Below are 22022 nucleotides of genomic sequence, written 5' to 3'. Positions count from 1 at the left end.
CGGTCAGGTGGCGGGAAGTTCGTCCCGGACGGTCCGGGCCGCGGTGACGAGGTTCTCCAGGGAGGCCCTGGTCTCGGTCCAGCCTCGGGTCTTCAGGCCGCAGTCGGGGTTGACCCACAGCCGTTCGGCGGGGATGGCCTCAAGTCCCGTGCGGAGCAGGGCGGCGGCCTCGTCGGTGCTGGGGATGCGGGGTGAGTGGATGTCGTAGACGCCGGGCCCGGCCTCGCGGGGGTAGCCGTGTCGGGCCAGTTCCCGGGCGATCTGCATGTGGGAGCGGGCGGCCTCCAGGCTGATGACATCGGCGTCGAGGTCGTCGATCGCCTGGACGATGTCGCCGAACTCGGCGTAGCACATGTGGGTGTGGATCTGGGTGTCCGGCCGCGCCCCGCCGGTGGTGAGCCGGAACGACTCGGTCGCCCAGTCCAGGTAGGCGGCGCGGTCCGCCGTCCGCAGCGGCAGGGTCTCGCGCAGCGCGGGTTCGTCCACCTGGATAACCGAAGTGCCGCCCGCTTCGAGGTCGTTGACCTCGTCGCGCAGGGCGAGGGCGACCTGCCTGGCGGTGTCGGCGAGTGGCTGGTCGTCGCGGACGAAGGACCAGGCGAGCATGGTGACCGGGCCGGTGAGCATGCCCTTGACGGGGCGGGCGGTGAGGGACTGGGCGTACGTCGTCCAGCGCACCGTCATCGGCTCGGGGCGGGAGATGTCGCCCGCCAGGACCGGTGGGCGGACGTAGCGGGTGCCGTAGGACTGGACCCAGCCGTGCCGGGTGGCGAGGTAGCCGGTGAGCTGTTCGGCGAAGTACTGCACCATGTCGTTGCGTTCGGGCTCGCCGTGCACCAGGACGTCGATGCCGGTCTTCTCCTGGAAGGAGATGACCTCCCGGATCTCGGCCCTGATCCGCTCCTCGTAGCCGGCGGTGTCGATGCGGCCGGCGCGCAGATCGGCCCGTGCGGTGCGCAGTTCGTCCGTCTGCGGGAAGGAGCCGATGGTCGTCGTGGGCAGCAGGGGCAGCCCGAGGTGGGCGCGCTGGGCGGCGGTCCGCTCAGCGTACGGCTGGGAGCGCCGCCCGTCCGCGTCGGTGACGGCCGCGGTCCTGGCCCGTACGGCGGGGTCACGGGTGATGGGGGAGTCCCGGCGGGAGGCGAGGGCGGCGCGGTTGGCGGCGATCTCGGTGGTGACGGCCCCGGTGCCCCGGGTCAGTGCCCTGGCCAGCGTGACGACCTCGGCGGTCTTCTGCCCGGCGAAGGCGAGCCAGCGCAGGATCCGGGGGTCGATGTCCTTCTCGGGCGCCGTGTCGAGCGGGACGTGCAGCAGGGAGCAGGACGCGGCCACGTCGACACTGTCGGCCAGGCCCAGGAGGGTGGCGAGGGTGGAGAGGGACTTCTCGTAGTCGTTGATCCAGATATTGCGGCCGTTGACGACGCCGGCGACGAGCCGCTTGCCCGGCAGTCCGCCCGCGGCGGCGAGGTCGCCGAGGTTGGCGGCCGCCGCGCCGGTGAAGTCCAGGGCCAGACCCTCCACCGGGGCCTTAGCCAGAACGGGCAGGGCCTCACCGAGCCGGTCGAAGTAGGAGGCGACGAGCAGCTTGGGGCGGTCGGTGAGGCTGCCGAGCTCACGGCAGGCGCGGGCCACCGCGTTCAGCTCGGCGGGGGAGCGGTCCTGGACGAGCGCGGGTTCGTCCAGTTGCACCCACTCCGCGCCGGCGGCACGCAGATCGGCGAGTACCTCCGCGTAGACCGGAAGCAGCCGGTCGAGCAGGGTGAGCGGCTCGAAGCCGTCCGGCACCCCAGGGGCCGGCTTGGCCAGCAGGAGATAGGTGACGGGGCCGACGAGCACCGGCCGGGCGGTGAGGCCGAGCGCGATGGCCTCCCCCAACTCCGTTACCTGCTTGGCGGAATCGGCGCTGAACACGGTGTCCGGGCCGAGTTCGGGGACGAGGTAGTGGTAGTTGGTGTCGAACCACTTGGTCATTTCCAGCGGCGCCACGTCCTGGGTGCCGCGGGCCATCGCGAAGTAGCCGCCCAGCGCGTCGGCATCGACGGCCGCTCGGTGGCGCTCGGGGATCGCGCCGACCATGACGCTGGTGTCCAGGACGTGGTCGTAGTACGAGAAGTCGCCGGTGGGCACCTCGTGGACGCCGGCGTCAGCCAGCCGCGTCCAGTTGGCGCGGCGCAGGCCGGCCGCGGTCTCCCGGAGGGCGCCGGCGGCGACACGGCCCTTCCAGTAGCCCTCGACGGCCTTCTTCAGTTCCCGGTCCGGGCCCTGGCGGGGGTAGCCGTACACGGTGGCTCGTGCTGCCGCGGCTGCGGGCTTGGCTGTCACGGAAATCTCCTTCGCGAGATGACTCCTGAACATCCCGGGGACGGGACGCGGACGCGAAGGGATGACGAACCGGACGAAGCGCACCGGCGATGTGCCGTGTGTGCTGTCCGATATATACGCCGACCCGCCCACGAGGTCACCGGAACAGCCGCACGCGAGGGTTCGCGTGCGGGCAACGGGCAGGTCTTCGGACTCGCGGGCACATCCGCCGAGGCGGACACCTACTGGCCGTCGCTTCCCAGATCCAACCGGACCCAGTGCGTATGACGGCGGTCGTTCCCACTCACCGCTGCGGGGCAGTCCCGGAATTCCACCGGGTTCCCTCTTGCGACGCGCCTGTCTGGCGGACAGGGCGAACCAGCTGCACGGACCACACTAGTCCGTCGTCCGGCGCCCCGGGCCAAGCCGTTCACATTGCGGAACGTCTGTCACCGGGTGGTGCGCACAGGCGCTCCGTCCCCGGGAGCCGGTCGTCAGAAGCGGCTCATCTCGTAGGTCTTCTGTCCCGTGGACGACTGGACGACGGCGCGGGCATCGTTGCGGAGTCGACCCGGTAGGTCGCCGTGTTCGGGCTCTGCGTCACGACGAACGCGTAGCGGCCGTCCTCGTCCCGTGGTGCTGGAGATGGAGCCGGTCATCGGGCCGCCGATGTCGAGCGGGGCGCCGATGTCGCAGCAGAAGCCCGAGCAGGTGCCGTCCTGGCCGAAGACCATGGGGTCGGCGGACCCGGAGGCCTTCCAGGTGCCGGCCAGCGCGGAGGGGCCCGGTGCCTCTTCGCCGCTGCCGGAAGGCGGGATCATCGCCCGTATGCCGAAGAAGGTCGCGACGAGCGCCCGCCTGGCCTTGCCCGCCGCCCACGTGATCAGCATGCCGGCCGCGACGTCCGCGCCCATGTGCTGCCCTTCCGTGGATGGCCCGTGCCGTGCTCCGTACCGTCCTTCGTGATGCTGCAAATCAGCACCTGAGCAACGCGGTTGAGGAGGGTTCGGAAGGGTCCACCAGGAACCTGCGGGCCCGCCATTGCGGTCCGGGTTCCGCCCGCCGCTGCCCGGCGGCGCCGGAGGGCTCGCGACCGCGCGGAGAACGGCCGCTCCGCTTCCCGCTCCCGCGTCCTCGGTGAGCGTGATGCCCGCTCCTGTGGGACGAATGGAGTGCCCACCCGGAGCGGGCCGTGCGTCGCCGGGTCCGGGCGCTGGCCGAAGACGTCCGGTGCCGAGGCTGCCATGCATCGTCGCCGGTCACCCGGGTACCCGCACCGGTGGACGCCTACGGGAGGAAGTGAGCACACCGTGAACGACGGTCACCCGAAAGACCAGGGGAGCAGCGCGGCCCCGATACCCCGCGACCCGCCCGATCAGCAGGCCAGGGCCGACGAGGACCCCCTGGACGTGGTCGGCGGTGCCAAGCGGCGGACGGCCGGCGAGCGGCCCGACCTGGAGATCCCCGATACCGACGAGGCGGGCACCGGCCGACGAGGCGCTCCGCACGCCGGTCATCACCCTCATCCCGAGCACCCCGTGCCCGACGAACCGTCCGGCTGAGCCCCGGCCCGGTACGGGGGCCGTCGGCAGGGGCGGCGAACGCGGTGCGGGCGCCGGGCCCGGAGCGTGCGGCCCGGCGGGCCCGCTCTTCTCAGACCGCTCCGAGGTCCGTGCCGAGCCAGCGCTGCGGCCTCATGTGGACGGCCACCTGCTCGCCGTGCTCCTTCCAGGCGAAGTCGACGTAACCCTCGACCTTCTCTGCGGGGAGGTAGCGCGACGACATCTCGACCAGCTGTTCGCGGGTGGCCGGGACGGTCGAGACGACGGGACCCTCGACCGAGACGTAGCGCACGGTCGGTGAGACGCGGTCGACCATCAGGCAGAACCGGCCCGCCTCCGCGATCGCCTTGCCCTTGCGGGAGTTGAGCCCCGTCATGATCCAGATGTCGCCGCCCGGCCGGTACTGGTACCAGATCGGGACCGTCAGCGGTGACCGGTCCGGCTCGGTGGCGTGCACGGCCAGTGCCGCGACGTGCGGCTCCGCCAGAAACTGCTCGCGCTCTTCACGGGTCAAAGCCACGGGGACTCCTTCGTGGTGGGTGTCGTGAGCTTCCGGTGCTGAATTATGCAACGTTCGTACCGTGTCGTCCTGGCATCCGCGGCGGCACGTCAGGGCGTCAGGACAATGCGCTGGCCGGGGGAGGTCTGCGTGTTCCACGCCTCCTCCACCTGGCTCAGCGGGATGAGCAGCGGGTCCACGGCCAGGGCTCCGGAAACGATCCGCTCGGCCAGGGACGGCAGCTCGGCGACGATACCGTCGGTGGTCACCGAGCCCTGGCCGCTGCCGATGACGTTCAGGTTCGCCGCGCGCAGCAGGGACGAGGGCAGGTCGATGTGCTGCCCGGCCATGGAACCGATCTGGATCCAGGTCAGCGGCTTCGCGCGGTCGGCACGGGCCGTCAGCAGTGCGGGCATGGCCTGCTGGGTGACGTGGCCCCAGAGGTAGTCGATGACCACGTCGACGTCCGCTGCCGCCTGCCCGAGCCGCTCGGCCACGGTCTCGTCGTCGCCGGTCAGGCTCACCGTCTCGTCGGCTCCGATGGCTTCCAGCAGCCTCAGCCGTTCGGGGGCCCGGCCCGCGCCGATCACCCGGCCGGCCCCCAGGTGCCCGGCGATCTGGACGGCCAGCTGTCCGGCGTTGCCCGTGGCGCCGAGGACGAGCACGGAACTGCCGGGCCGGAAGGAGATGCGCGAGCGCAGCGCCACCCACGAGGACATGCCGGGGTTCATGGCCGCGGCCACGTCGGCCGGGTCCGTCCCGGGCGGCAGGGCGATGGCCCGGCGGCGGTCGGCCACCGCCTTCTCCGCCATGGTGCCCGGGGCCGTGTCCGTGGCGACGAAGTAGAGCAGTTCGCCCTCCTCGGTGCGGCCGACCGCGTCGAAGCCGGGAATCAGGGGCAGCGTGCCGTCGGAGGTGTAGTGGCTGCCGTTCGCCGCCGAGCGGACCCGGGGGTGCAGGCCGGCGGCCAGGACGTCGACCAGGACCTCGTGTTCCCCGTTGGCGCGGGGAGTCGGGAAGCTCTCGAACCGGGGCGGCGAGCCGAAGGACCGTACGACTGCGGCGTGCATGGGATTCTCCCGTTCCGAGGGGACTGCCGCGAACATTTGGTTTGCGACACGTACTAAATCTGAAAATAGTTTGTGCCGCGTACTACGTCAAATAGGCTGGGCCCATGACCCTCGAATCCGACCCGTCCGGCCTTGCCGACGACGGGCCCCTGAACACGGTGGACGCGCTGGTGCAGCTGTCCTTCCTGATCCACCGCATCGTCTCCGCCGCCGGCGCGGAGCACGAGCTGTCGGTCATCCAGATCCGGCTGCTCGGCATCCTGCGCGACCGGCGGGCGGGCATGGTCGAGCTCGGACGCCACCTCGGCCTGGACAAGTCCTCGATGACCGGTCTGGTCGGCCGCGCGGAGAAGCGCGGCCTGGTCGAGCGCACACCCTCCCCGTACGACGGCCGCGCCGTCCTCGTCACCCTGACCCCCGGCGGGAGGCGGCTCGCCGGACAGTGCGCGGACGAGATCGGCCGCCGGGTGGGCGCGCTCACCGACGAGCTGCCCGCCGCCCGGCGTGCCCAGCTCACCGAGCTCGCCGCCTCCCTCCTGCGGGCGCGCCGGCCGGGGCCCGGTGCCGGGGAGCAGAGCCTGTGACGAGGGCGCGAAACCACGGGAGCGTCCGCACCTGCGGAGGTACCCTCGTCGCATGGACGACCAGCGCCTCGCCAACCTCGCGCACCTGCGCCGGGCCCGGGATCTCGTCGACCGGGAGTACGCGCGGCCGCTGGACGTGACGGCCATGGCGAGCCGCGCGCTGATGTCACCGGGCCACTTCTCCCGGGCATTCCGGGAGGCCTACGGCGAGACGCCGTACAGCTACCTCATGACCCGGCGGGTCGAGCGGGCGATGGCCCTGCTGCGCACGGGCATGAGCGTGACCGACGCGTGCATGACGGTCGGCTGTACCTCCCTCGGCTCGTTCAGCTCCCGGTTCACCGAACTCGTGGGGATGACGCCGAGCGCGTACCGGGCCGGCGACCACAGCGCCGTGCTGGCGTTGCCCGCGTGCCTGGCCAGGGCGCACACCCGGCCGGTCAGGGACCAGCCGGCCAGGATCGGCGAGCCGTCGGCCTGACGCACACGGGGCGCCGGGCCCCGGGCGTGGTCTTCGTCGCGACGGCGGTGCATGTGCGGGCCATCCTCCGTACCCACCGTGTTCATCCCGAACGATCATGATGCGAGCGCCCGACCGACGCATCCCGATCCGAACCGGTGAACCCATGCAGAAACGAACCGTCGCCGTCGCTCTGACGCTCACCGCATCCGCCCTGCTGTCGACGGCGGCGCCGGCCCAGGCGAGCCCCTCTCCCGGCCGCTACTACGGCACGAAGGCCCCGTACGCACCCCAACAGAACGTGCGGGCCTACCAGCAGGCCCCCGAGGGGTTCGTCCCGGTGTTCACCGAGAGCGTCTCCCGCCACGGATCCCGCGCGGCGTCCGACAGCGAGGACGGCGACCTGATCCTCGCGCTGTGGTCGAAGGCCGCGAGCGAGGGGCAACTCACCCGCGCGGGCGAGCGCTTCGGCGGCGAGGTGCGGTCTCTGCTCGCGGCCATGGACGAGGTCGGATACGGACAGCTCAGCGGCCGGGGTGAGCGCGAGCTCGTGGATACCGCGGCCCGGCTGGAGAAGCGGCTCCCCACGCTCTTCGGGCGGATCGTCAGGAACTCCGAGCGGATCGACATCGTCAACTCCGGCAAGGACCGCGCCGTCGACAGCGGCAATCTGTTCGCGACGGCCCTGGCTGACAACGACCCCGCCCTCGAGCCGCTCATCACGCCGGCCAGGACCGACGCCGACCTGCTCTACTTCCACAAGTCGGCCGGCGGCGAGGAGTACCGGGACTACGTCGACAACGACAAGCGACTGGCCGCCACGCTCAAGCGGATCACCGATCAGCCGGCCACCCGGACCGCCGCCCGCAACGTCCTGGAGAAGATCTTCAAGCCGGCCTTCGTCAAGCGGGTCTCGGCCGGTGAGTTCTCCGGGATCGGCACCGGCACGCAAGCCGCGCAGGCGGTCTACGCCCTCTACAGCATCGCTCCGGCCATGTCCGACGAGGGCAGTTGGAACATGGAGCGCTACATCGCGCCGCGTGACGCCCGGTGGTTCGCCTACCTGGGCGATGCCGAGGACTTCTACGAGAAGGGCCCGGGATTCTCCGACAGCGACATCACCTACAGGATGGCGAACGTCCTGCTCGATGACTTCTTCGAGAAGATCGACGCCAAGCGGGCCGGGACCGCGAACGTGGGCGCCGAGCTGCGCTTCACCCACGCGGAGGAGATCATCCCGCTGGCCGCGCTCATGGGTCTGCCCGGCAGCACGGAGCCGGCATCGCCGGCGAAGCCGTACACGTACGCCGACAACGCCTGGCGAGGCGCGTCGGTGGCGCCCATGGCCGCGAACATCCAGTGGGACCTGTACCGGAAGACGGGAAAGGGGAGCGGGGGAAGCCGGGGGAGCAGGTACCTGGTGCGGATGCTCTACAACGAGAGGCAGACCGCTTTCAAGCAGGGCTGTGAGCCGGTGTCGAAGGGGAGTTACTTCTACGACGCCGACGAGCTGAAGCGCTGCTTCGGCCGCGCCGCGTCCTGACAGCCCGCCAACCGAGCGGAACCGGGGGCGGCGACCGTGACAACGGCGCCTACCGCCGCCCGGGACATCTCCGGCGGCGGCACCGCCCGTCCCGGCCGCCGCGAGCATGGCGATCGGCCCGCGCACCTGCTCCCGGGTGTCGGGGGGTGCCGGGCCGGCCGGTCATCAGGAGGCGACGGGCGGGCGCGACGGAGGCGAGTGCCGCGGCGGTGCCGGTGCCCGCGCGAACGTGTCTGCGGCACCGGGTCCGGCCGTGCCTCGCTTGCGGGCGGGAGGCGGGGGCGGCAGGGTTCGGGGGTGTGGCCACTTTGCTGATCGTCCATCACACACCATCGCCGAACTGCCAGGCGCTGTTCGAAGCCGTCGTCTCCGGCGCGACGACGGAGGGGATCGAGGGCGTCCGGGTCGTGCGGCGCGCGGCACTCGCCGCCACGGCGTCCGACGTGCTCGCCGCCGACGGCCTGCTGCTGGGGACCCCGGCCAACCTCGGCTACATGTCCGGCGCCCTCAAGCACTTCTTCGACCAGGTGTACTACCCGTGCCTGGACGCGACGCGCGGCCGGCCCTTCGGGTACTACGTGCACGGCGGCAACGACGTCACCGGTGCCGTCCGGGCCATCGAGTCGATCACCACGGGCCTGGGATGGCGGCGGGCGGCCGACGCCGTGACGGTGACGGGCGAACCGGGCAAGGCCGACACGCAGGCGTGCTGGGAGCTGGGGGCGACGCTCGCAAGCGGCCTGATGGACTGACTCCTCGAGGCGCCCGCCTGCGACGACGTCACCCGCTTGCCGGTCCGGAGGTTGCCGCTAATGTCGATATGTAGGCCAAAAGCGCATTTTCGTCTCCGCGTCTCCCGGTTCGGAGGGACGGCGCCGTACGAGAAGGAGCCTCCCCATGACCCGTACATTGCGGGGCGCGATAGCCCTGGCCGGAGCGGCGGCCCTGTCCCTGGGCGCGGTGGCGACCAGCGGCGCGGCGCAGCCGGGAGCGGGCCGAGCGGCAGCGGACGACGTGAAGATCGGTCTGCTGCTGCCGGAGAGCAAGACCACGCGGTACGAGAAGTTCGACAAGCCGTACATCGAGAACAAGATCAAGGAACTGGCACCGGGCGCGCAGATCGACTACTACAACGCCGCCGAGAGTGCCACCACCCAGCAGCAGCAGGTGAACACCGCCCTCGCCAAGGGCGACAAGGTGCTCATCCTGGACGCCGTGGACTCCAAGTCGATCCAGTCGTCCGTGCAGAAGGCGCGGGCCGCAGGCGTGAAGGTCGTCGCGTACGACCGCCTCGCCCAGGGCCCCGTCGACAGCTACGTCTCGTACGACAACCGCAAGGTCGGTGAGTTGCAGGGCAAGGCGCTGCTCGCCGCCCTCGGGAGCAAGGCCGGCAGCGGCGAGATCGTGATGCAGAACGGTTCGCCGACCGACCCGAACGCCGCCGAGTTCAAGGCGGGTGCCCACTCCGTCCTCGACGGCAAGGTGAAGATCGGCAAGGAGTACGACACCCCGAACTGGGACCCGAACAACGCCAACCAGCAGATGGCGGGCGCCATCAGCGCCCTGGGCAAGAACAACATCATCGGCGTCTACTCGGCCAACGACGGCCTGGCCGCCGGTATCGCCACCGCTCTCAAGGCGGCCGGTATGAACGTGCCGTTGACCGGCCAGGACGCCCAGCTCGACGCGATCCAGCGGATCCTGCTCGGTACCCAGACCATCACCGTGGAGAAGCCGTACAAGCCGGAGGCGGACATCGCCGCCGAGATGGCGGTCGCGCTCGCCCAGGGCAAGGACATCCCCAAGTCCCTGACGCCCACCACGGTCACCAGCGGCAGCGGTGAGAAGGTCCCGGCCAGGCTGCTGACGCCGGTCGTGGTCGACAAGGACAACATCAAGGGCACCGTCGTCAAGGACGGCCTGTACACGGTCAAGGACATCTGCACTCCCGCCTACGCCGCCGCGTGCGCGAAGGCGGGCCTCCAGTAGTCCCGAGGCCTCAGTAGTCCCGAGGCCTCAAGCAGTTCCGGGCCTCCAGCAGTCCGGAGGCCGCGACCAGTTCCGAGTCCGCGAGTCCGGACGGGCCGCGCCGCGCGGCCCGTCCGGCGGGGCGCCAGACGGCCCGTGCGTGCGGGCGGAGGAGGCGGTTCCGTTGCCGGAAGCACCTGTGCTCACACTGCGGGGGATCTCCAAACGCTTCGGTGCCGTCCAGGCGCTGTCGGGCTTCGATCTGGACGTCCGCCCAGGCGAGGTCGTCGCGCTCGTCGGTGACAACGGCGCCGGGAAGTCCACCGCGGTCAAGACGATCGCGGGGGTCAACCGACCGGACGAGGGCGTCATCGAATGGCAGGGCCGCCGGGTGACCATCGACCGGCCGCACGACGCCCAGCACCTCGGTATCGCGACCGTCTACCAGGACCTGGCCCTGTGCGACAACCTCGACGTGGTCGGCAACCTCTTCCTCGGCCGCGAACTGCGCCGTTTCGGCGTGCTCGACGAGGTCCGCATGGACCGGCGCAGCAGAGAGCTGCTCGACACCCTGTCCATCCGCATCCCCAGTGTCCGCATCCCGGTCGCCTCCCTGTCCGGCGGGCAGCGCCAGACGGTGGCGATCGCCCGTTCCCTCATCGGTGAACCGAAGGTCGTTATCCTCGACGAGCCCACCGCGGCCCTGGGTGTGGAGCAGACGGCCGAGGTCCTCGACCTGGTCGAGCGGCTCCGGGACCGGGGCCTCGGGACCATTCTGGTCAGCCACAACATGGTGGACGTGATGGCGGTCGCGGACCGGATCGCGGTCATGCGGCTGGGACGCAACAACGGTTTCTTCGACCGGCGTTCCACCACCACCGAGGAGATCATCTCCGCCATCACGGGTGCTACCGACAGCGCCGTGACCCGCCGTCAGGCCCGTAAGGCGGAGGAGGAGCGATGACCAGGAACCGCTCCCGCGGCGACGACGCACAGGAACCGGCACGGGCCGCCACCCCCGCCGTCGACACCCGGCTGCTCGTGCGCGAGGAGGGACTCCGAGGCTACCTGCGGGAGTTCTGGCGAAAGCTGCGGAGCGGCGAGCTGGGTTCCCTGCCCGTCGTCCTTGCCGTGATCATCATCTGGACCGTGTTCGGCAGCCTCAACAGCACGTTCCTCTCGGCACAGAACCTCTCCGACCTCAGCCAGCAGATCGTCGGCACCGGCATGATCGCCGTCGGGATCGTCTTCGTCCTGCTCCTCGGCGAGATCGACCTCTCCGTCGGCTCCGTCAGCGGCCTGTGCGCCGCGATCTTCGCCGTACTGAACGTCCTGAACGGCATGAACGAGTGGCTGGCGCTCCTGATCGCCGTCCTCGGCGGAGCGGCTGTGGGCCTCATCCACGGCTTCTTCTTCGCGAAGGTCGGCGTGCCCGCGTTCGTCGTCACCCTGGCCGGCAACCTCGCCTGGAACGGGCTGATGCTCCAGGTGCTCGGCTCCAGCGGAACGGTCAACATCCCGAGCGACAGCATCGTCGCGGAGCTCTACTCGACCATCTACGGCAGCCCGGTCGCCGCCTACGCTGCGGCGGCCGCGGGGGTCGGGCTGTTCCTGGCGGCATCGCTCCTGGACGCCGGTCGCCGCAGGGCGGCCAAGGTACCGTCGCGGCCGGTCACCGAGATCGTGCTGCGTGCGGCTGTCCTCGCCGCGATCGCCTTCGCCACCGCGTACATCCTCAACCGGTACGAGGGCCTGCCGCTGGCTCTGCTGATCTTCCTGATCCTGCTGGTGCTACTGGACTTCGTGCTGCGCCGCACCACGTACGGGCGGAAGATCTTCGCCGTCGGCGGCAACGTCGAGGGCGCGCGGCGGGCCGGAATCGGCGTGGCGTCCATCCGGATGTCCGTCTTCTCGATCGCCGGCACCATGGCGGGGGTCGGCGGCATCTTCCTGGCCGGGCAGATCCAGTCCGCGAGCCAGACCTCGGGCGGCGGCAACCTGCTGATGAACGTCATCGCCGCGGCCGTCATCGGGGGTACGAGTCTCTTCGGCGGGCGGGGTTCGGTCTGGTCGGCCCTGCTCGGCGCCCTGGTGATCGGGTCCATCCAGTCGGGGATGAACATCATGGGGGTCAGCAACGCCGTCCAGTTCATGATCACGGGGGCCGTGCTGCTGGCGGCCGTGGTCGTCGACTCCCTCTCGCGCAGGAGCCAGAAGGCGGCGGGACGAGCCTGAGGGGCGGCCGCTCCGCGCCGGTCACCGAGCCGTCACCGGCTGCGGATCTTGGCCGGCAGCCGCCTGAGGAAGGGGATCCGGCCGCTGTCGGCGGGCAGGCGGCGAGGCAGTCGTCCAGCTCCTCGGACTGTCGGCCGGCTACAGGGCCACGACCGTCGTCTCGGTCGCCTTGACGCTGGTCCACACCGGGACGCCGTCGGCGAGGCCGAGTTCGGCCGCGGCCTGGGGGGTGATCTCCGCGACGAGATCCGGTGCCTGCGACGACGTGATGAGGACGCGCAGCCGGCTGCCGCTGGTGGTGATCTCCCGGACGGTGCCCGCCCAGATGTTGCGCGGGCTGCCACCCGGCTCGGCGCGGTGCACGGAGACCGCTTCGGGGGCGATGACCGCGAGCGCCGCGGTCCCGGCCGGCAGCGGGTCCGCGACGACCAGGAGGCCGCCGCCGACGAGCCGGAGGCCCTCGGCGGTCGCGGTGCCCGGCCAGGCGTTGCGGCCGAGCATGCGGGCGACCCAGGGGGAGTGGGGGTGCCGGGTCACCTCGCCGGGCGGGGCGTCCTGGAGCACGCGGCCGTCCTCCAGGACGAGGACGCGGTCCGCGAGGGACACGGCCTCCACCGGGTCATGGGTGACCATCAGGCAGACGCCGCCGAAGCCGTCGAGGTGGGTGCGCAGGGTGTGCCGGACATGTGCCCGGGTGGTCTGGTCGAGCGCTGCCAGGGGCTCGTCGAGCAGCAGCAGCCGGGGCCGGGTGGCGAGCGCCCTGGCCAGGGCGATGCGCTGGGCCTGTCCGCCGGAGACCTGGGACGGCCTGCGGCCGGCCAGGTGGCCCACGCCGAGGCGGTCCAGCCATTCCTGGGCCCTGCGGCGGGCCTCGGCGCGCGCCACGCCCTGGGCGCGCAGCCCGTAGGCGGTGTTCGCGAGCGCGCTGAGGTGCGGGAACAGCGCGCCGTCCTGCGGTACCCAGGCGACGCCCCGGCGGTGCGTGGGCAGGGTGCTGACGTCCATCTCCCCGAGCCGCAGGGCTGCGTGGGCGCGCGGGGTGAGACCGAGCAGGGCGCGCAGCAGGGTCGTCTTGCCCGCGCCGTTGGGCCCGACGACGGCGATGGTGGTCCCGGCGTCGGCGTCGAGCGTGAGCTGGTTGAAGCCGGTGACCTCGGCGTGCAGCGGCCAGCTGTCCTGGACGGCCGAGGCCGCGGATTCGGCTCCGGTCCCGGCGTGTTCCGGCACGGCCGGCCGGGCGTCCGGCACCGGGACGGCGGCCGGCTCGTCGGCCTGGGCGCGCGGCCCGGCGGTCGCCGCGCTCGGGGTGCCGGTCCACCGCCCGCGCAGCCCGATGAGGACGAGCATCGCGATCGCGAGCAGGAGCAGGGAGACCGAGGTGGCGGCCTCCGGGTTGTCCTGGAGGAGCAGGTAGACCTGGAGCGGCAGGGTCTGGGTGGTCCCGGGGAGGTTTCCGGCGAAGGTGATGGTGGCGCCGAACTCACCCAGTGCCCGCGCCCAGGTGAGCGCGGCTCCGGCGGCGAGGCCGGGGGCGACCATGGGCAGGGTGACGGTGAAGAACACCCGTACCGGCGAGGCCCCGAGGGAGGACGCCGTCTCCTCGTAACGGGGTCGCAGCCCGCCGAGCGCACCTTCGAGGCTGATGACCAGGAAGGGCATCGCGACGAACGTCGCCGCCAGGACGGCGCCGGAGGTGTGGAAGGGCAGCGTGATGCCGAAGGAGTCCTCGAGCCACGGCCCGAGCAGACCGCGCCGGCCGAAGGCGAGCAGCAGGGCCACGCCGCCCACCGTGGGCGGCAGCACCATCGGCAGGAGCACGAGGGAACGGACGAAGGTCTTGCCGGGGAACTCGGTACGGGCCAGCAGCCAGGCCAGCGGCACACCGAGTACGAGCGAGAGGCCGAGCGCCCAGAACGAGACGAGCAGCGACAGCTTCAGCGCCTGGGTGGTCTCGGGGCCGGTGAGATGGCCGCCCAGGTCGCCCCAGGAGGTGCGGGCGAGGATTCCGATCAGCGGCAGCAGCAGGAAGGCGATGGCCAGCAGCGCGGGGACCGCCAGGGCGATCGGTGCGCGGGGGCCGGTGGTGCGGCTGCGAAGGCGTCTCATCGAAAGTCCCTGGAGCTGGAAGTCCCTGAAGCTGGAAATGCCGTGCGGGCGGCCGGACCGGGGTGCGGCCGCCCGCACGGGGTGGTTACCCTACGGCTGCTGGAAGCCCGCGGCGGCGAGGATCTTCTGGGCCTCCGGGGTGGAGAGCCACGCGACGAACGCGTCAGCGGCCTCGCTGCTCTTCGTGGTCTTCAGTGTCGCGGCCGGGTACGAGGCGACGGCGTTCTGGGCATCGGGGATGTCGATGGCCTCGACCTTGTCCGTGGCGGTGGCGGCGTCCGTCTTGTAGACGAGACCGGCGTCCGCCTCACCGAGCTCGACCTTGCTGAGGACGGCGCGGACGTTGGGCTCCTGGGAGACCGGCTTCACGGAGATCTTCTGGGCGTCCAGGATCTGCTTGCTGTAGCGGCCCACCGGCACCTCGGGGGCGGCGAGCACCACCTTGAGCTCGGTGTCGGAGAGGTCCTTCAGGCTGTCGATCTTCTCCGGGTTGCCCTTGCCGGTGGCGATGACCAGACGGTTCTTCGCGATGACGGTCGGCGTGCCGGTGTCGGACCTGAGGCCGTCCATCGTCTTGGTGTCGGCGGTGACCAGGGCGTCGGCGGGCGCCCCCTGCTTGACCTGGGCGGCGAGCTCCTGCGAACCGGCGAAGGAGAACTTCACCTTGGTTCCGGGGTGCTCCTTCTCGTACGCGGCGCCGGCCGTCTTGAACACGTCGGTGAGGGACGAGGCGGCCAGCACCGTCAGGTCCGCCTTCGGCACCCCGGTCGAGGAGGCGGTCGCGTCGGCGCCCGAGTCCTTCTTGTCGTTGTCGCTGCCACAGGCTGCCAGCGGGACGAGGAGAGCCGCCGTGAGGATCGTGGCTGCGGTACGGCGTCTGGTGAAGGCGAGGGACATGAGGGTCGGGACTCCTTGGGAACGCGGCCGGCTGGTGCCGCCCGAGCGGGTGGTGGTGAGCCGCGCCGGGGACGGGCGACGCCGCTTGTGGAGCTGTGGGGATCGTGGGGTCGTGGGGCTCAGGTGCGGTCGGTGCGCACGCCGGGCGACGTGTGGCGGGTGGTGGTCACCCGGGCTGCGACATCACCCACGGCGGGGGACTGCATGTGCCACACGATAGGTCTTTTCGGTTTGCATTTACAACGCGTAATGCGAAGCTCCATAGCAGATGCGGTGTCGTTAGGAGGAAACTCCGAAGCGGCAGGCGCATGGATGTGCCCAGGTGAGGGGCGGTCCCTGAAGCTGTCTTCTCTCCTTTGCCGGGCAAGGTCGCGCGGCGCCCTCGGGCCTGCGGCGGCCCGTCTGCCGACCGTGCCGGAGATGTTGGGAGTGAGGAACGCAGACCGGGAAATACCTGGCATTTCACTCTGAATTCGAGGCGCCTCTCCATGAGTCTGAGCATGCGTAACCAGATCGCCGGCACCGTCACCGCCGTCACCGCGGGCGAAGTGACGGCCACCGTCGAGGCCCGCCTGGTGGGCGGGCAGGAGATCACGGCCGCGATCACGCTCGAAGCGGTGAAGGAGCTCGGACTCACCGACGGGAGCCCGGTCCGGACGCTGATCAAGTCCACCGAGGTCTCCCTCGCCGCGGCCTGAGCCACCGGCCGGGCGGGCGGCACAGACCGGCAGGAGGCGCGGACCGGGCCGGTTCGCCGACGAGCCGGTGTGCGGACGGGGGCGGTGAGGCGGAGGCCGGTTATACGGAGACCGGCCACGCTCCGACCCACACATGCGTGATGGCGCTGATGTAGCGCGCACCGCACCGGTCGGCGGGCACCACCAGCTGGCTTCCCGCAGCGTCCAGCCCCCGGCCGTCCATCCGCGTGGCCAGGAGGACCGGGACATCGCCGAAATCCGCGTCCAGCTCCGCCCATGACAGCACGGTGTGATGCCCGTCCCCGCCCGTGACCGCCACGAGGTAGCGGGACCGGTCCTTGCGCCTGCGGGCGTCGAACACCGGATGGGCGTCGAGAACCACCTCGCGGAGCAGGGGCCCCTCGAAGCTGTGGTGCTGCGGGCCGTTGGTGGCGCAGTCGAAGACCACGTCCGCCCGGTGCTGCTCCCACCCGCTGCGCAGGTCCTCCACGGTCAGCGCGGCCGGGCACTCCACGTCCCCGCGCAGCGCGAAGGGCGTGAAGGGCGGGGCGGGTGTACGGGGTTGCGCGCTGAGTCGGCTCATGGGGATCCCCACATCGGACGGCCCGCAGGGCGGCTGTCAGAAGGTATGCCCAGCAGTCGCCCCGCGAAATCGCGCGTACGAGGCAATCTCCGCCAAAAGCCTGGCGTTTGTGAACCGATACCGGAGATCCCACGTGTTTCTGCCGCATTCCCGGATCACTGGCCGCCCTGCCGGCCTGACCGGGCGCGGGCCTGTTCGTCCAGAGCCACCCAGACCCGGTCCCTGGTGAGGGGCAGTTCGGTGAACCGGACCCCGGTGGCGTCCCGCAGGGCGTTCGCGAACGCTGGCGCGACCGGGTTGAACGGGCTCTCACTCATCGACTTCGCGCCCAGCGGGCCGATCGAGTCGACGGTCTCCATGAAGTGGACCTCCGTGCGGGGGATGTCGGAGTACTGCGGCAGCCGGTACTGGCGGAACGCGGCGGTGGTGACCTTGCCCCACTCGTCCAGCCGGACGTTCTCGAAGAGCGTGGCGCCCAGGGCCTGGGCGATTCCGCCCTCCACCTGGCCCCGGCACTGCATCGGGTTCATGACCTTGCCCGCGTCCGCCGCGTGCACGCTGCGCAGGATCCTGATCTCGCCCGTGCCCGGATCGACGGCGAGCCTGAACCACTGGGCGTTGAAGGCGACGGAACGCGGCGTCCCGCCGAAGTGACCGTCCGCCGCGAGTTCCCGGCCCGCCGACTGCGCCGCGGCGTGCAGCTCCTTCAGCAGGATCCGCGTGTTCCGGTGCTCGACCGCGTCCTCCAGGAGGCGGCACTCGTCGCGGTGCACCCCGAGGTGCTGGGCCGCGAACGTGAGGAGGGTCTCCGCCAGGGCCTGGGAGGCTCGGAGGGTGGCCTTCCCGGCCACCACGGTCCCGGTCGATCCGAAGGCCCCGGTGTCGTGCTTCACGACGTCGGTGTCCGACTGGCGCACGGCGATCCGGTCGACGGTGGTGCCCAGCTCGCCCGCCGCGATCTGCCGGTGGACGGTGGTGGTGCCGTTGCCGAACTCCGCCGTCCCCACCGCCAGATCGAGGGTCCCGTCGGCCAGCAGGCTGATCCGGGCGTCGGCGATGTGCCCGCCGGGCGGCCCGGTCGCGATCATGGACAGCGCGGAGCCCTCGCCCACGAGCCACCCCTCGGGCGCCGCGTCCGGCGGCTCGGCCCGCGCGGTCCGGACAATGCCGAGGCACTGGTCGAGACCGTAGCTGGCGATGTGCAGGTCCTCCTCCTCGCCGCCAGGACTGATCATGGGCTCACCCGGGCCGATGATGTTGCGTTCGCGGAACTCCAGGGGATCCATGGAGAGCAGCCGGGCCAGCTCGTCCATGACCGACTCCATGGCGAAGACGACCTGCCCGAGCCCGTAGCCCCGGAACGCGCCCGCGGGCACGGCGTGGGTGTAGACGGCGTAGGCGTCCGCCTTCTTGTGCGGGGCGCGGTAGACGGCCATCGACTCACCGACGCTGTGGAACATCACGGCCGGCCCGTGGTTGCCGTACGCCCCGGTGTTGGACACCACCCGCAGCTGAAGCGCGGTCAGGATCCCGTCACGACTGGCCCCGGCCTTGACCCGTACGGTGAACGGGTGCCGGGTGGTCGCCCCGAAGAACTGCTCGGCGCGGGTGTACTCGAGTTTCACCGGACGGTGCAGACGCATCGCGGCGAGAACGACGATGTCCTCGACGATCATCTCCTGCTTGCCGCCGAAACCGCCGCCCACCCGCCCCGCCAGGACCCGCACCTTCTCCAGCGGCAGGTCGAACAGGGCGCAGAGCGCCCGCCGGGTGAGGAAGGGGGTCTGCGTGCTGGAGCGCACCACGACGCGCTCAGGCCCCTCCTCCGGCTGTTCGAACCAGGCGACCGCGCCGTGCGTCTCCAGGCTCGCGTGCTGGACCCGCTGGGTACGGAACGTTTCCTCGTACACCACGTCGGCCGAGGCGAAACCCTCCTCGACCGAGCCGATCTCACCGTGCGACTCGCCCACGACGTTGTCCAGCGGCCGGGCGATCCGGGCCTCCGCGGCGTCCTTGGCGTGCACGACCGGCGCCCCCGGCAGCATCGCCGCCTCCGGGTCCAGGACTGCCGGCAGCACCTCGTACGTCACCTCGACACGCCGGCAGCCCTCCTCGGCCGCCGCCTCGCTGTCGGCGACGACCGCGGCCACCCGCTGGCCGATGTAGCGCACGGTGTCGTCCAGCACCCGGGTGTCGTCGGGGTCCTCGGTGGGGTGCTCGTGCCGGGCGGTGGAGTAGTGCCGTTCGGGGGCGTCGTGGTGGGTGAGAACAAGGCGCACCCCCGGGACGCGCAGCGCGGCCGAGGTGTCGATCGCGGTGATCCTGGCGTGCGCGTGCGGGGAGCGCAGCAGCTTCATGTGCAGGAGGCCGGGAACGTCGATGTCGAAGGTGTACCGGGCGGTCCCGGTCACCACCTGGGGGCCCGCCGGGGCGGGCAGGTTGCGGCCGACCGCAGCGCCCGCGCACGGGGCCTCGACGTGCTTCACACCGCGTACCGCGTCCTCGATGGCGCGATAGCCGGTACAGCGGCACAGGTTTCCCTTGAACGCGCGGGGCAGGTCGGTGAGCTGGTCTTCGTCGAGGGCCGCGGTGGTCATCAGGTATCCGGCGGTGCAGAACCCGCACTGGAATCCCTGCGCGTCCAGGAACTTCTGCTGCACGGGGTGCAGTTCGCCGTCCGTCGCCAGACCCTCCACGGTGGTCACCGACCGGCCGCGTGCCCGCAGGGCCGGGTAGATGCAGCTGTGCACCGGCTCCCCGTCGACGTGGACGGTACAGGCCCCGCAGTCACCGGCGTCGCAGCCCTTCTTCACCCCGAACCAGCCCCGGTCGCGCAGATAGGTGCGCAGGCACTGTCCGGGCCGAGGCTCGGTGTCGAAGGGCTGCTCGTTGACATGGATACCGAAACTCATCGCACACCTTCCGTGGTCAGCTCGCGCCGGACCTCCTCGGCCAGGCGGAAGGCCATGTGCCGCCGCCAGGCGGGCAGTCCGTGGATGTCGTCGAACCAGTCGTCGTCGCCGATGGCCGCCTCCAGGGCGCCGCGCAGCCCCTTGCGGTCCGGTGGCAGCGGGAACCAGAACCGGAAGGGGCGCACGGTCGCCGCGGTGACCGTCACGGCCAGCGAACCGTCCTGCTCGTCGAGCACCCCGATGACCAGGGCGCCCGACCTGCCCAGTCCGTAGAGCGAGGCCTGCCGGAAGGCGGTGCGGGCGGCCAGCGTCCGGGCGGGCAGCGTGACGGAGCGCAGCAGTTCGCCCTCGCCCAGGTCCTTGCGCCCCGCGCCGGTGACGAAATCGGCCACCCGTACCCGGCGCAGGGAGCCGTCCTGGGCCTGGAGGAGACACACCCCGTCGAGGGCCGAGGTGAGGGAGATCATCGGCCCGGCCGGCAGGGCGTTGCAGAGGTTGCCGCCGACGGTGGCCATGTTCCAGATCTTGAAAGAGGCGAGGAAAGCCCGGCAGCACTGCTCGAACAGCGGCGCCGCCCGGACGCGGCTGCGCTTCCCGTGGCGGGACAGCTGGGCGATGGTGCAGGTCGCTGCGAACTCCACGGAACCGTCCGGGTGGTGGGTGACCGGCTCCCAGCCCATCCTGCTCAGATCCACCAGCCGCCGCAGCTGGGGCTGGGGCTCGGAGAACAGGTAGGTGCCCCCGCCCAGCCAGGCGTCACCGGGCCGCCAGGGCTCGTGGGAACGGGCGTCCCGCATGTCCCGCACGGTGTTGAGATCCATGTCGTTCTCCACTCCGGCCGCTGCGTCGTCGGCCATCGAGAACCTCAGTGAAGCAACGCCGCCGCCTCGCGCACGACTGGTGCACCACACGGAAAAACACCAGGCCCCGCGTCATGTCCTGGAGGATCCACCAAGAGGTGTATCTCTCACTTCACCTGGCATTTACGATGTCGGGACTCGCAGTCGCCTCGTGAATGTGAGATGTCGGGGCCCGGACCCGGCAGTCGCGCAAGGAGCCACACCATGCACGTCGAACACCTTCTCCAGCTCGAATCGCTCGGCCTCACCCTGCTGTGGGGCGAGGAACCCCTGCCGGTCCGGGAGATCAGCGGGGTCACCGCCACCGACCTGGAGGACCCGGCCCGCTTCCTCCAGCGGGGGGAGATCGTGCTCAGCGGCCTGGTGTGGTGGCGCCCCACCGACGAGCCCGAGAAGGCGGAACGGTTCGTCACCGCACTCCGGACGGCCGGAGCCGTAGCCCTGCTCGCGGGCGAGGAGACACACGGCACGGTGCCCGAGATCCTGGTCGACGCCTGCCGGACCCACGGCGTCACCCTCGTCGCCGTCCCGGCGCGCACCAGCTTCCGGTCCATCACCGAGGCGGTCTACCTGCGGCAGTGGGGCGATCTCAGCCGCCGCCCGACCCACCACTACGCGACCCCGGAGAACGTACGCAACGAACTCAGTGCCCTGCTCGCGGCCGGCGCGGACCCCGACACGCTGCTCGACCGGGCCTTCGCTCACCTGGGCACCCCGCCCGCCTACCTCCTCAGCGCGACCGGACGCACCCTCGCACGCACCCCGTCGGCCCCGCCGCTGACCGCGCGGCGCGGCGCGGAACGCCTGCACGGGCCCACCGGGGTGACCCTGCGCATCGAGTCGGACGGGTCCCCCTACGACGTCTGGTACCTCTACGTCCCCGACACGGCAGGGGCGCCGCCCCGCGTGCTGCACGAGATAGCCGACGTGCTCGCCCAGCACCGGCACCGCGCCGCCCCCGGCGAGAACGCGGCACGCCGTAGGGGCGACGAGCTCGTCTCGCTCGTCGAGGCCCCGCACACCGACGGGACGTCACTGCGCGTCGCGCTCCACGGCTGCGGCCTCTCCGGCACGGGGCCCTACCGGGTGATCGCCGCCCGGCCGGCCCCCGAGGACGACGCGGGCGCGGCGGCGGACGCCCTGGCCGAGGCCCTGCGCCACGACCCCGGCCGGCCCTTCGCCGTGGGCCGGCTCACGGGAGGGGTGGCCGTGGCCGTCGTCCAGGGCGAACCGGGAGACACCGAGGGCCGGTTGCGCGAGCTGTGGCCCGTCCTGGACGGCTGCCACCCCGGCGGGGCGCTCCACGGCGGGGTGGGCGCGGTGGCCGCCGGTCCCGAGGAACTGCACGGAAGTCTCGTACAGGCCCGCTACGCCCTCACGGCGTCCCGCGCCACCGGGCCCGCGGCGGCCGGGCTGACCTCGGTGGACGACCTCACCACCCTGCGCACCCTGCTCGCGGGACTCCCCGGGGAGGTGCGCGAGGTCTTCAGCGCCCGGACCCTGGGCCCGTTGATCGACGGGGACGGCGCCTCGCAGCGCATGATGCTGCACACCCTCGAAGTCTTCCTCGCCCACAACTGCTCCTGGGCCCGCGCCGCGGAAGCCCTGCACCTGCACGTCAACACCGTCCACTACCGGGTCCGGCGCATCGAGCAGCTCACCGGCCGCGATCTGTCGCGCCTCGATCACCGGCTCGATCTGCAGGCCGCCCTGATGTGCCGCTGACCGGGAGAGCGGGGGAAGG

18 protein-coding genes, 1 pseudogene and 1 riboswitch are annotated in these 22022 nt (G+C 71.5%); of the genes and pseudogenes, 10 read left to right on the top strand and 9 right to left on the bottom strand.

Annotated elements, in window-relative coordinates; genetic code table 11:
• Nucleotides 1-3: 3 nt before the first annotated feature.
• Entirely contained in the window at nt 4-2322 is a 2319-nt protein-coding gene (gene metE, locus EDD93_RS34405; protein ID WP_123530080.1) for a 5-methyltetrahydropteroyltriglutamate--homocysteine S-methyltransferase, read from the bottom strand.
• A gap of 160 nt (nt 2323-2482) precedes the next feature.
• Nucleotides 2483-2699, bottom strand: a riboswitch (cobalamin riboswitch).
• A 96-nt stretch (nt 2700-2795) separates the two neighbouring features.
• The gene (locus EDD93_RS34400) at nt 2796-3215 is read right to left on the bottom strand and encodes a hypothetical protein (protein ID WP_123530078.1); all 420 of its coding nucleotides are present in this window, start codon (nt 3213-3215) and stop codon (nt 2796-2798) included.
• 396 nt (nt 3216-3611) lie between these two features.
• On the opposite strand from EDD93_RS34400, the gene EDD93_RS34395 reads away from it, so the two are divergent.
• Nucleotides 3612-3863, top strand: a complete 252-nt coding sequence (locus EDD93_RS34395; protein WP_123530076.1) for a hypothetical protein — start codon at nt 3612-3614, stop codon at nt 3861-3863.
• 91 nt (nt 3864-3954) lie between these two features.
• Here the strand turns inward: EDD93_RS34395 and EDD93_RS34390 are convergent, their stop codons facing one another.
• Nucleotides 3955-4383: a pyridoxamine 5'-phosphate oxidase family protein gene (locus EDD93_RS34390; protein ID WP_123530074.1), complete on the bottom strand. Its 429-nt coding sequence runs from the start codon at nt 4381-4383 to the stop codon at nt 3955-3957.
• 89 nt (nt 4384-4472) lie between these two features.
• A complete protein-coding gene (locus tag EDD93_RS34385; RefSeq protein ID WP_123530072.1) occupies nt 4473-5432 on the bottom strand; it encodes a zinc-binding alcohol dehydrogenase family protein in 960 nt (319 codons plus the stop codon).
• A gap of 104 nt (nt 5433-5536) precedes the next feature.
• Between EDD93_RS34385 and EDD93_RS34380 the strand changes: the two genes are divergently transcribed.
• The 7 genes from EDD93_RS34380 to EDD93_RS34350 all read left to right on the top strand — a co-directional run bounded on the left by EDD93_RS34380 (nt 5537) and on the right by EDD93_RS34350 (nt 12222).
• Nucleotides 5537-6016, top strand: a complete 480-nt coding sequence (locus EDD93_RS34380) for a MarR family winged helix-turn-helix transcriptional regulator (RefSeq protein WP_123530070.1) — start codon at nt 5537-5539, stop codon at nt 6014-6016.
• A gap of 52 nt (nt 6017-6068) precedes the next feature.
• Entirely contained in the window at nt 6069-6497 is a 429-nt protein-coding gene (locus EDD93_RS34375) for a helix-turn-helix transcriptional regulator (RefSeq protein ID WP_123530068.1), read from the top strand.
• A 145-nt stretch (nt 6498-6642) separates the two neighbouring features.
• Nucleotides 6643-8019 carry a histidine-type phosphatase gene (locus EDD93_RS34370; RefSeq protein ID WP_123530066.1) on the top strand — a complete coding sequence of 459 codons (1377 nt, stop codon included), beginning with the start codon at nt 6643-6645 and terminating at the stop codon, nt 8017-8019.
• Between the two features lie 299 nt (nt 8020-8318).
• The gene (locus EDD93_RS34365) at nt 8319-8771 is read left to right on the top strand and encodes a flavodoxin family protein (RefSeq protein WP_123530064.1); all 453 of its coding nucleotides are present in this window, start codon (nt 8319-8321) and stop codon (nt 8769-8771) included.
• Between the two features lie 145 nt (nt 8772-8916).
• Nucleotides 8917-10008 (top strand): sugar ABC transporter substrate-binding protein, encoded by a 1092-nt coding sequence (locus tag EDD93_RS34360; RefSeq protein WP_123530062.1) that lies wholly within the window; start codon nt 8917-8919, stop codon nt 10006-10008.
• A 163-nt stretch (nt 10009-10171) separates the two neighbouring features.
• Nucleotides 10172-10951: an ATP-binding cassette domain-containing protein gene (locus tag EDD93_RS34355; RefSeq protein WP_123530060.1), complete on the top strand. Its 780-nt coding sequence runs from the start codon at nt 10172-10174 to the stop codon at nt 10949-10951.
• Nucleotides 10948-12222, top strand: coding sequence for a sugar ABC transporter permease (locus EDD93_RS34350; protein ID WP_123530058.1), 1275 nt, complete (start codon nt 10948-10950; stop codon nt 12220-12222). The genes EDD93_RS34355 and EDD93_RS34350 overlap by 4 nt, the downstream gene beginning before the upstream one ends.
• Nucleotides 12223-12360: 138 nt before the next feature.
• On the opposite strand, the gene EDD93_RS34345 is transcribed toward EDD93_RS34350, so the two are convergent.
• Entirely contained in the window at nt 12361-14328 is a 1968-nt protein-coding gene (locus EDD93_RS34345) for an ABC transporter permease (protein ID WP_123530056.1), read from the bottom strand.
• Nucleotides 14329-14418: 90 nt separating this feature from the next.
• Nucleotides 14419-15225 carry a molybdate ABC transporter substrate-binding protein gene (gene modA / locus EDD93_RS34340; RefSeq protein WP_123530054.1) on the bottom strand — a complete coding sequence of 269 codons (807 nt, stop codon included), beginning with the start codon at nt 15223-15225 and terminating at the stop codon, nt 14419-14421.
• Between the two features lie 488 nt (nt 15226-15713).
• On the opposite strand from modA, the pseudogene EDD93_RS34335 reads away from it, so the two are divergent.
• Nucleotides 15714-15914: pseudogene (locus EDD93_RS34335) on the top strand (molybdopterin-binding protein); the annotation flags it as partial.
• Between the two features lie 109 nt (nt 15915-16023).
• On the opposite strand, the gene EDD93_RS34330 reads toward EDD93_RS34335, so the two are convergent.
• The 3 genes from EDD93_RS34330 to EDD93_RS34320 all read right to left on the bottom strand — a co-directional run bounded on the left by EDD93_RS34330 (nt 16024) and on the right by EDD93_RS34320 (nt 20239).
• A complete protein-coding gene (locus tag EDD93_RS34330; protein WP_123530050.1) occupies nt 16024-16506 on the bottom strand; it encodes a molybdopterin-dependent oxidoreductase in 483 nt (160 codons plus the stop codon).
• 155 nt (nt 16507-16661) lie between these two features.
• Nucleotides 16662-19418 (bottom strand): molybdopterin-dependent oxidoreductase, encoded by a 2757-nt coding sequence (locus EDD93_RS34325; RefSeq protein ID WP_123530048.1) that lies wholly within the window; start codon nt 19416-19418, stop codon nt 16662-16664.
• On the bottom strand, nt 19415-20239 hold the full coding sequence (locus EDD93_RS34320) for a xanthine dehydrogenase family protein subunit M (protein WP_123531591.1): 825 nt from the start codon (nt 20237-20239) through the stop codon (nt 19415-19417). The genes EDD93_RS34325 and EDD93_RS34320 overlap by 4 nt, the downstream gene beginning before the upstream one ends.
• 243 nt (nt 20240-20482) lie before the next feature.
• On the opposite strand from EDD93_RS34320, the gene EDD93_RS34315 reads away from it, so the two are divergent.
• Nucleotides 20483-22003 (top strand): PucR family transcriptional regulator, encoded by a 1521-nt coding sequence (locus EDD93_RS34315; RefSeq protein ID WP_123530046.1) that lies wholly within the window; start codon nt 20483-20485, stop codon nt 22001-22003.
• The last annotated feature ends 19 nt before the right edge of the window (nt 22004-22022 follow it).

Origin of the sequence: Streptomyces sp. 840.1 (genome assembly GCF_003751445.1) — a bacterium.
Taxonomy (GTDB): domain Bacteria; phylum Actinomycetota; class Actinomycetes; order Streptomycetales; family Streptomycetaceae; genus Streptomyces.
This window is presented reverse-complemented; position numbering and strand designations above follow the sequence as displayed.

Bases quoted from the DNA above. Each gene is read 5' to 3' on its own strand.
- EDD93_RS34400 (WP_123530078.1), bottom strand. From the start codon at position 3,215: ATGGGCGCGGACGTCGCGGCCGGCATGCTGATCACGTGGGCGGCGGGC.
- EDD93_RS34385 (WP_123530072.1), bottom strand. From the start codon at position 5,432: ATGCACGCCGCAGTCGTACGGTCCTTCGGCTCGCCGCCCCGGTTCGAG.
- EDD93_RS34380 (WP_123530070.1), top strand. From the start codon at position 5,537: ATGACCCTCGAATCCGACCCGTCCGGCCTTGCCGACGACGGGCCCCTG.
- EDD93_RS34375 (WP_123530068.1), top strand. From the start codon at position 6,069: ATGGACGACCAGCGCCTCGCCAACCTCGCGCACCTGCGCCGGGCCCGG.
- EDD93_RS34370 (WP_123530066.1), top strand. From the start codon at position 6,643: ATGCAGAAACGAACCGTCGCCGTCGCTCTGACGCTCACCGCATCCGCC.
- EDD93_RS34360 (WP_123530062.1), top strand. From the start codon at position 8,917: ATGACCCGTACATTGCGGGGCGCGATAGCCCTGGCCGGAGCGGCGGCC.
- EDD93_RS34350 (WP_123530058.1), top strand. From the start codon at position 10,948: ATGACCAGGAACCGCTCCCGCGGCGACGACGCACAGGAACCGGCACGG.
- EDD93_RS34345 (WP_123530056.1), bottom strand. From the start codon at position 14,328: ATGAGACGCCTTCGCAGCCGCACCACCGGCCCCCGCGCACCGATCGCC.
- modA (WP_123530054.1), bottom strand. From the start codon at position 15,225: ATGTCCCTCGCCTTCACCAGACGCCGTACCGCAGCCACGATCCTCACG.
- EDD93_RS34330 (WP_123530050.1), bottom strand. From the start codon at position 16,506: ATGAGCCGACTCAGCGCGCAACCCCGTACACCCGCCCCGCCCTTCACG.
- EDD93_RS34325 (WP_123530048.1), bottom strand. From the start codon at position 19,418: ATGAGTTTCGGTATCCATGTCAACGAGCAGCCCTTCGACACCGAGCCT.
- EDD93_RS34320 (WP_123531591.1), bottom strand. From the start codon at position 20,239: ATGGATCTCAACACCGTGCGGGACATGCGGGACGCCCGTTCCCACGAG.
- EDD93_RS34315 (WP_123530046.1), top strand. From the start codon at position 20,483: ATGCACGTCGAACACCTTCTCCAGCTCGAATCGCTCGGCCTCACCCTG.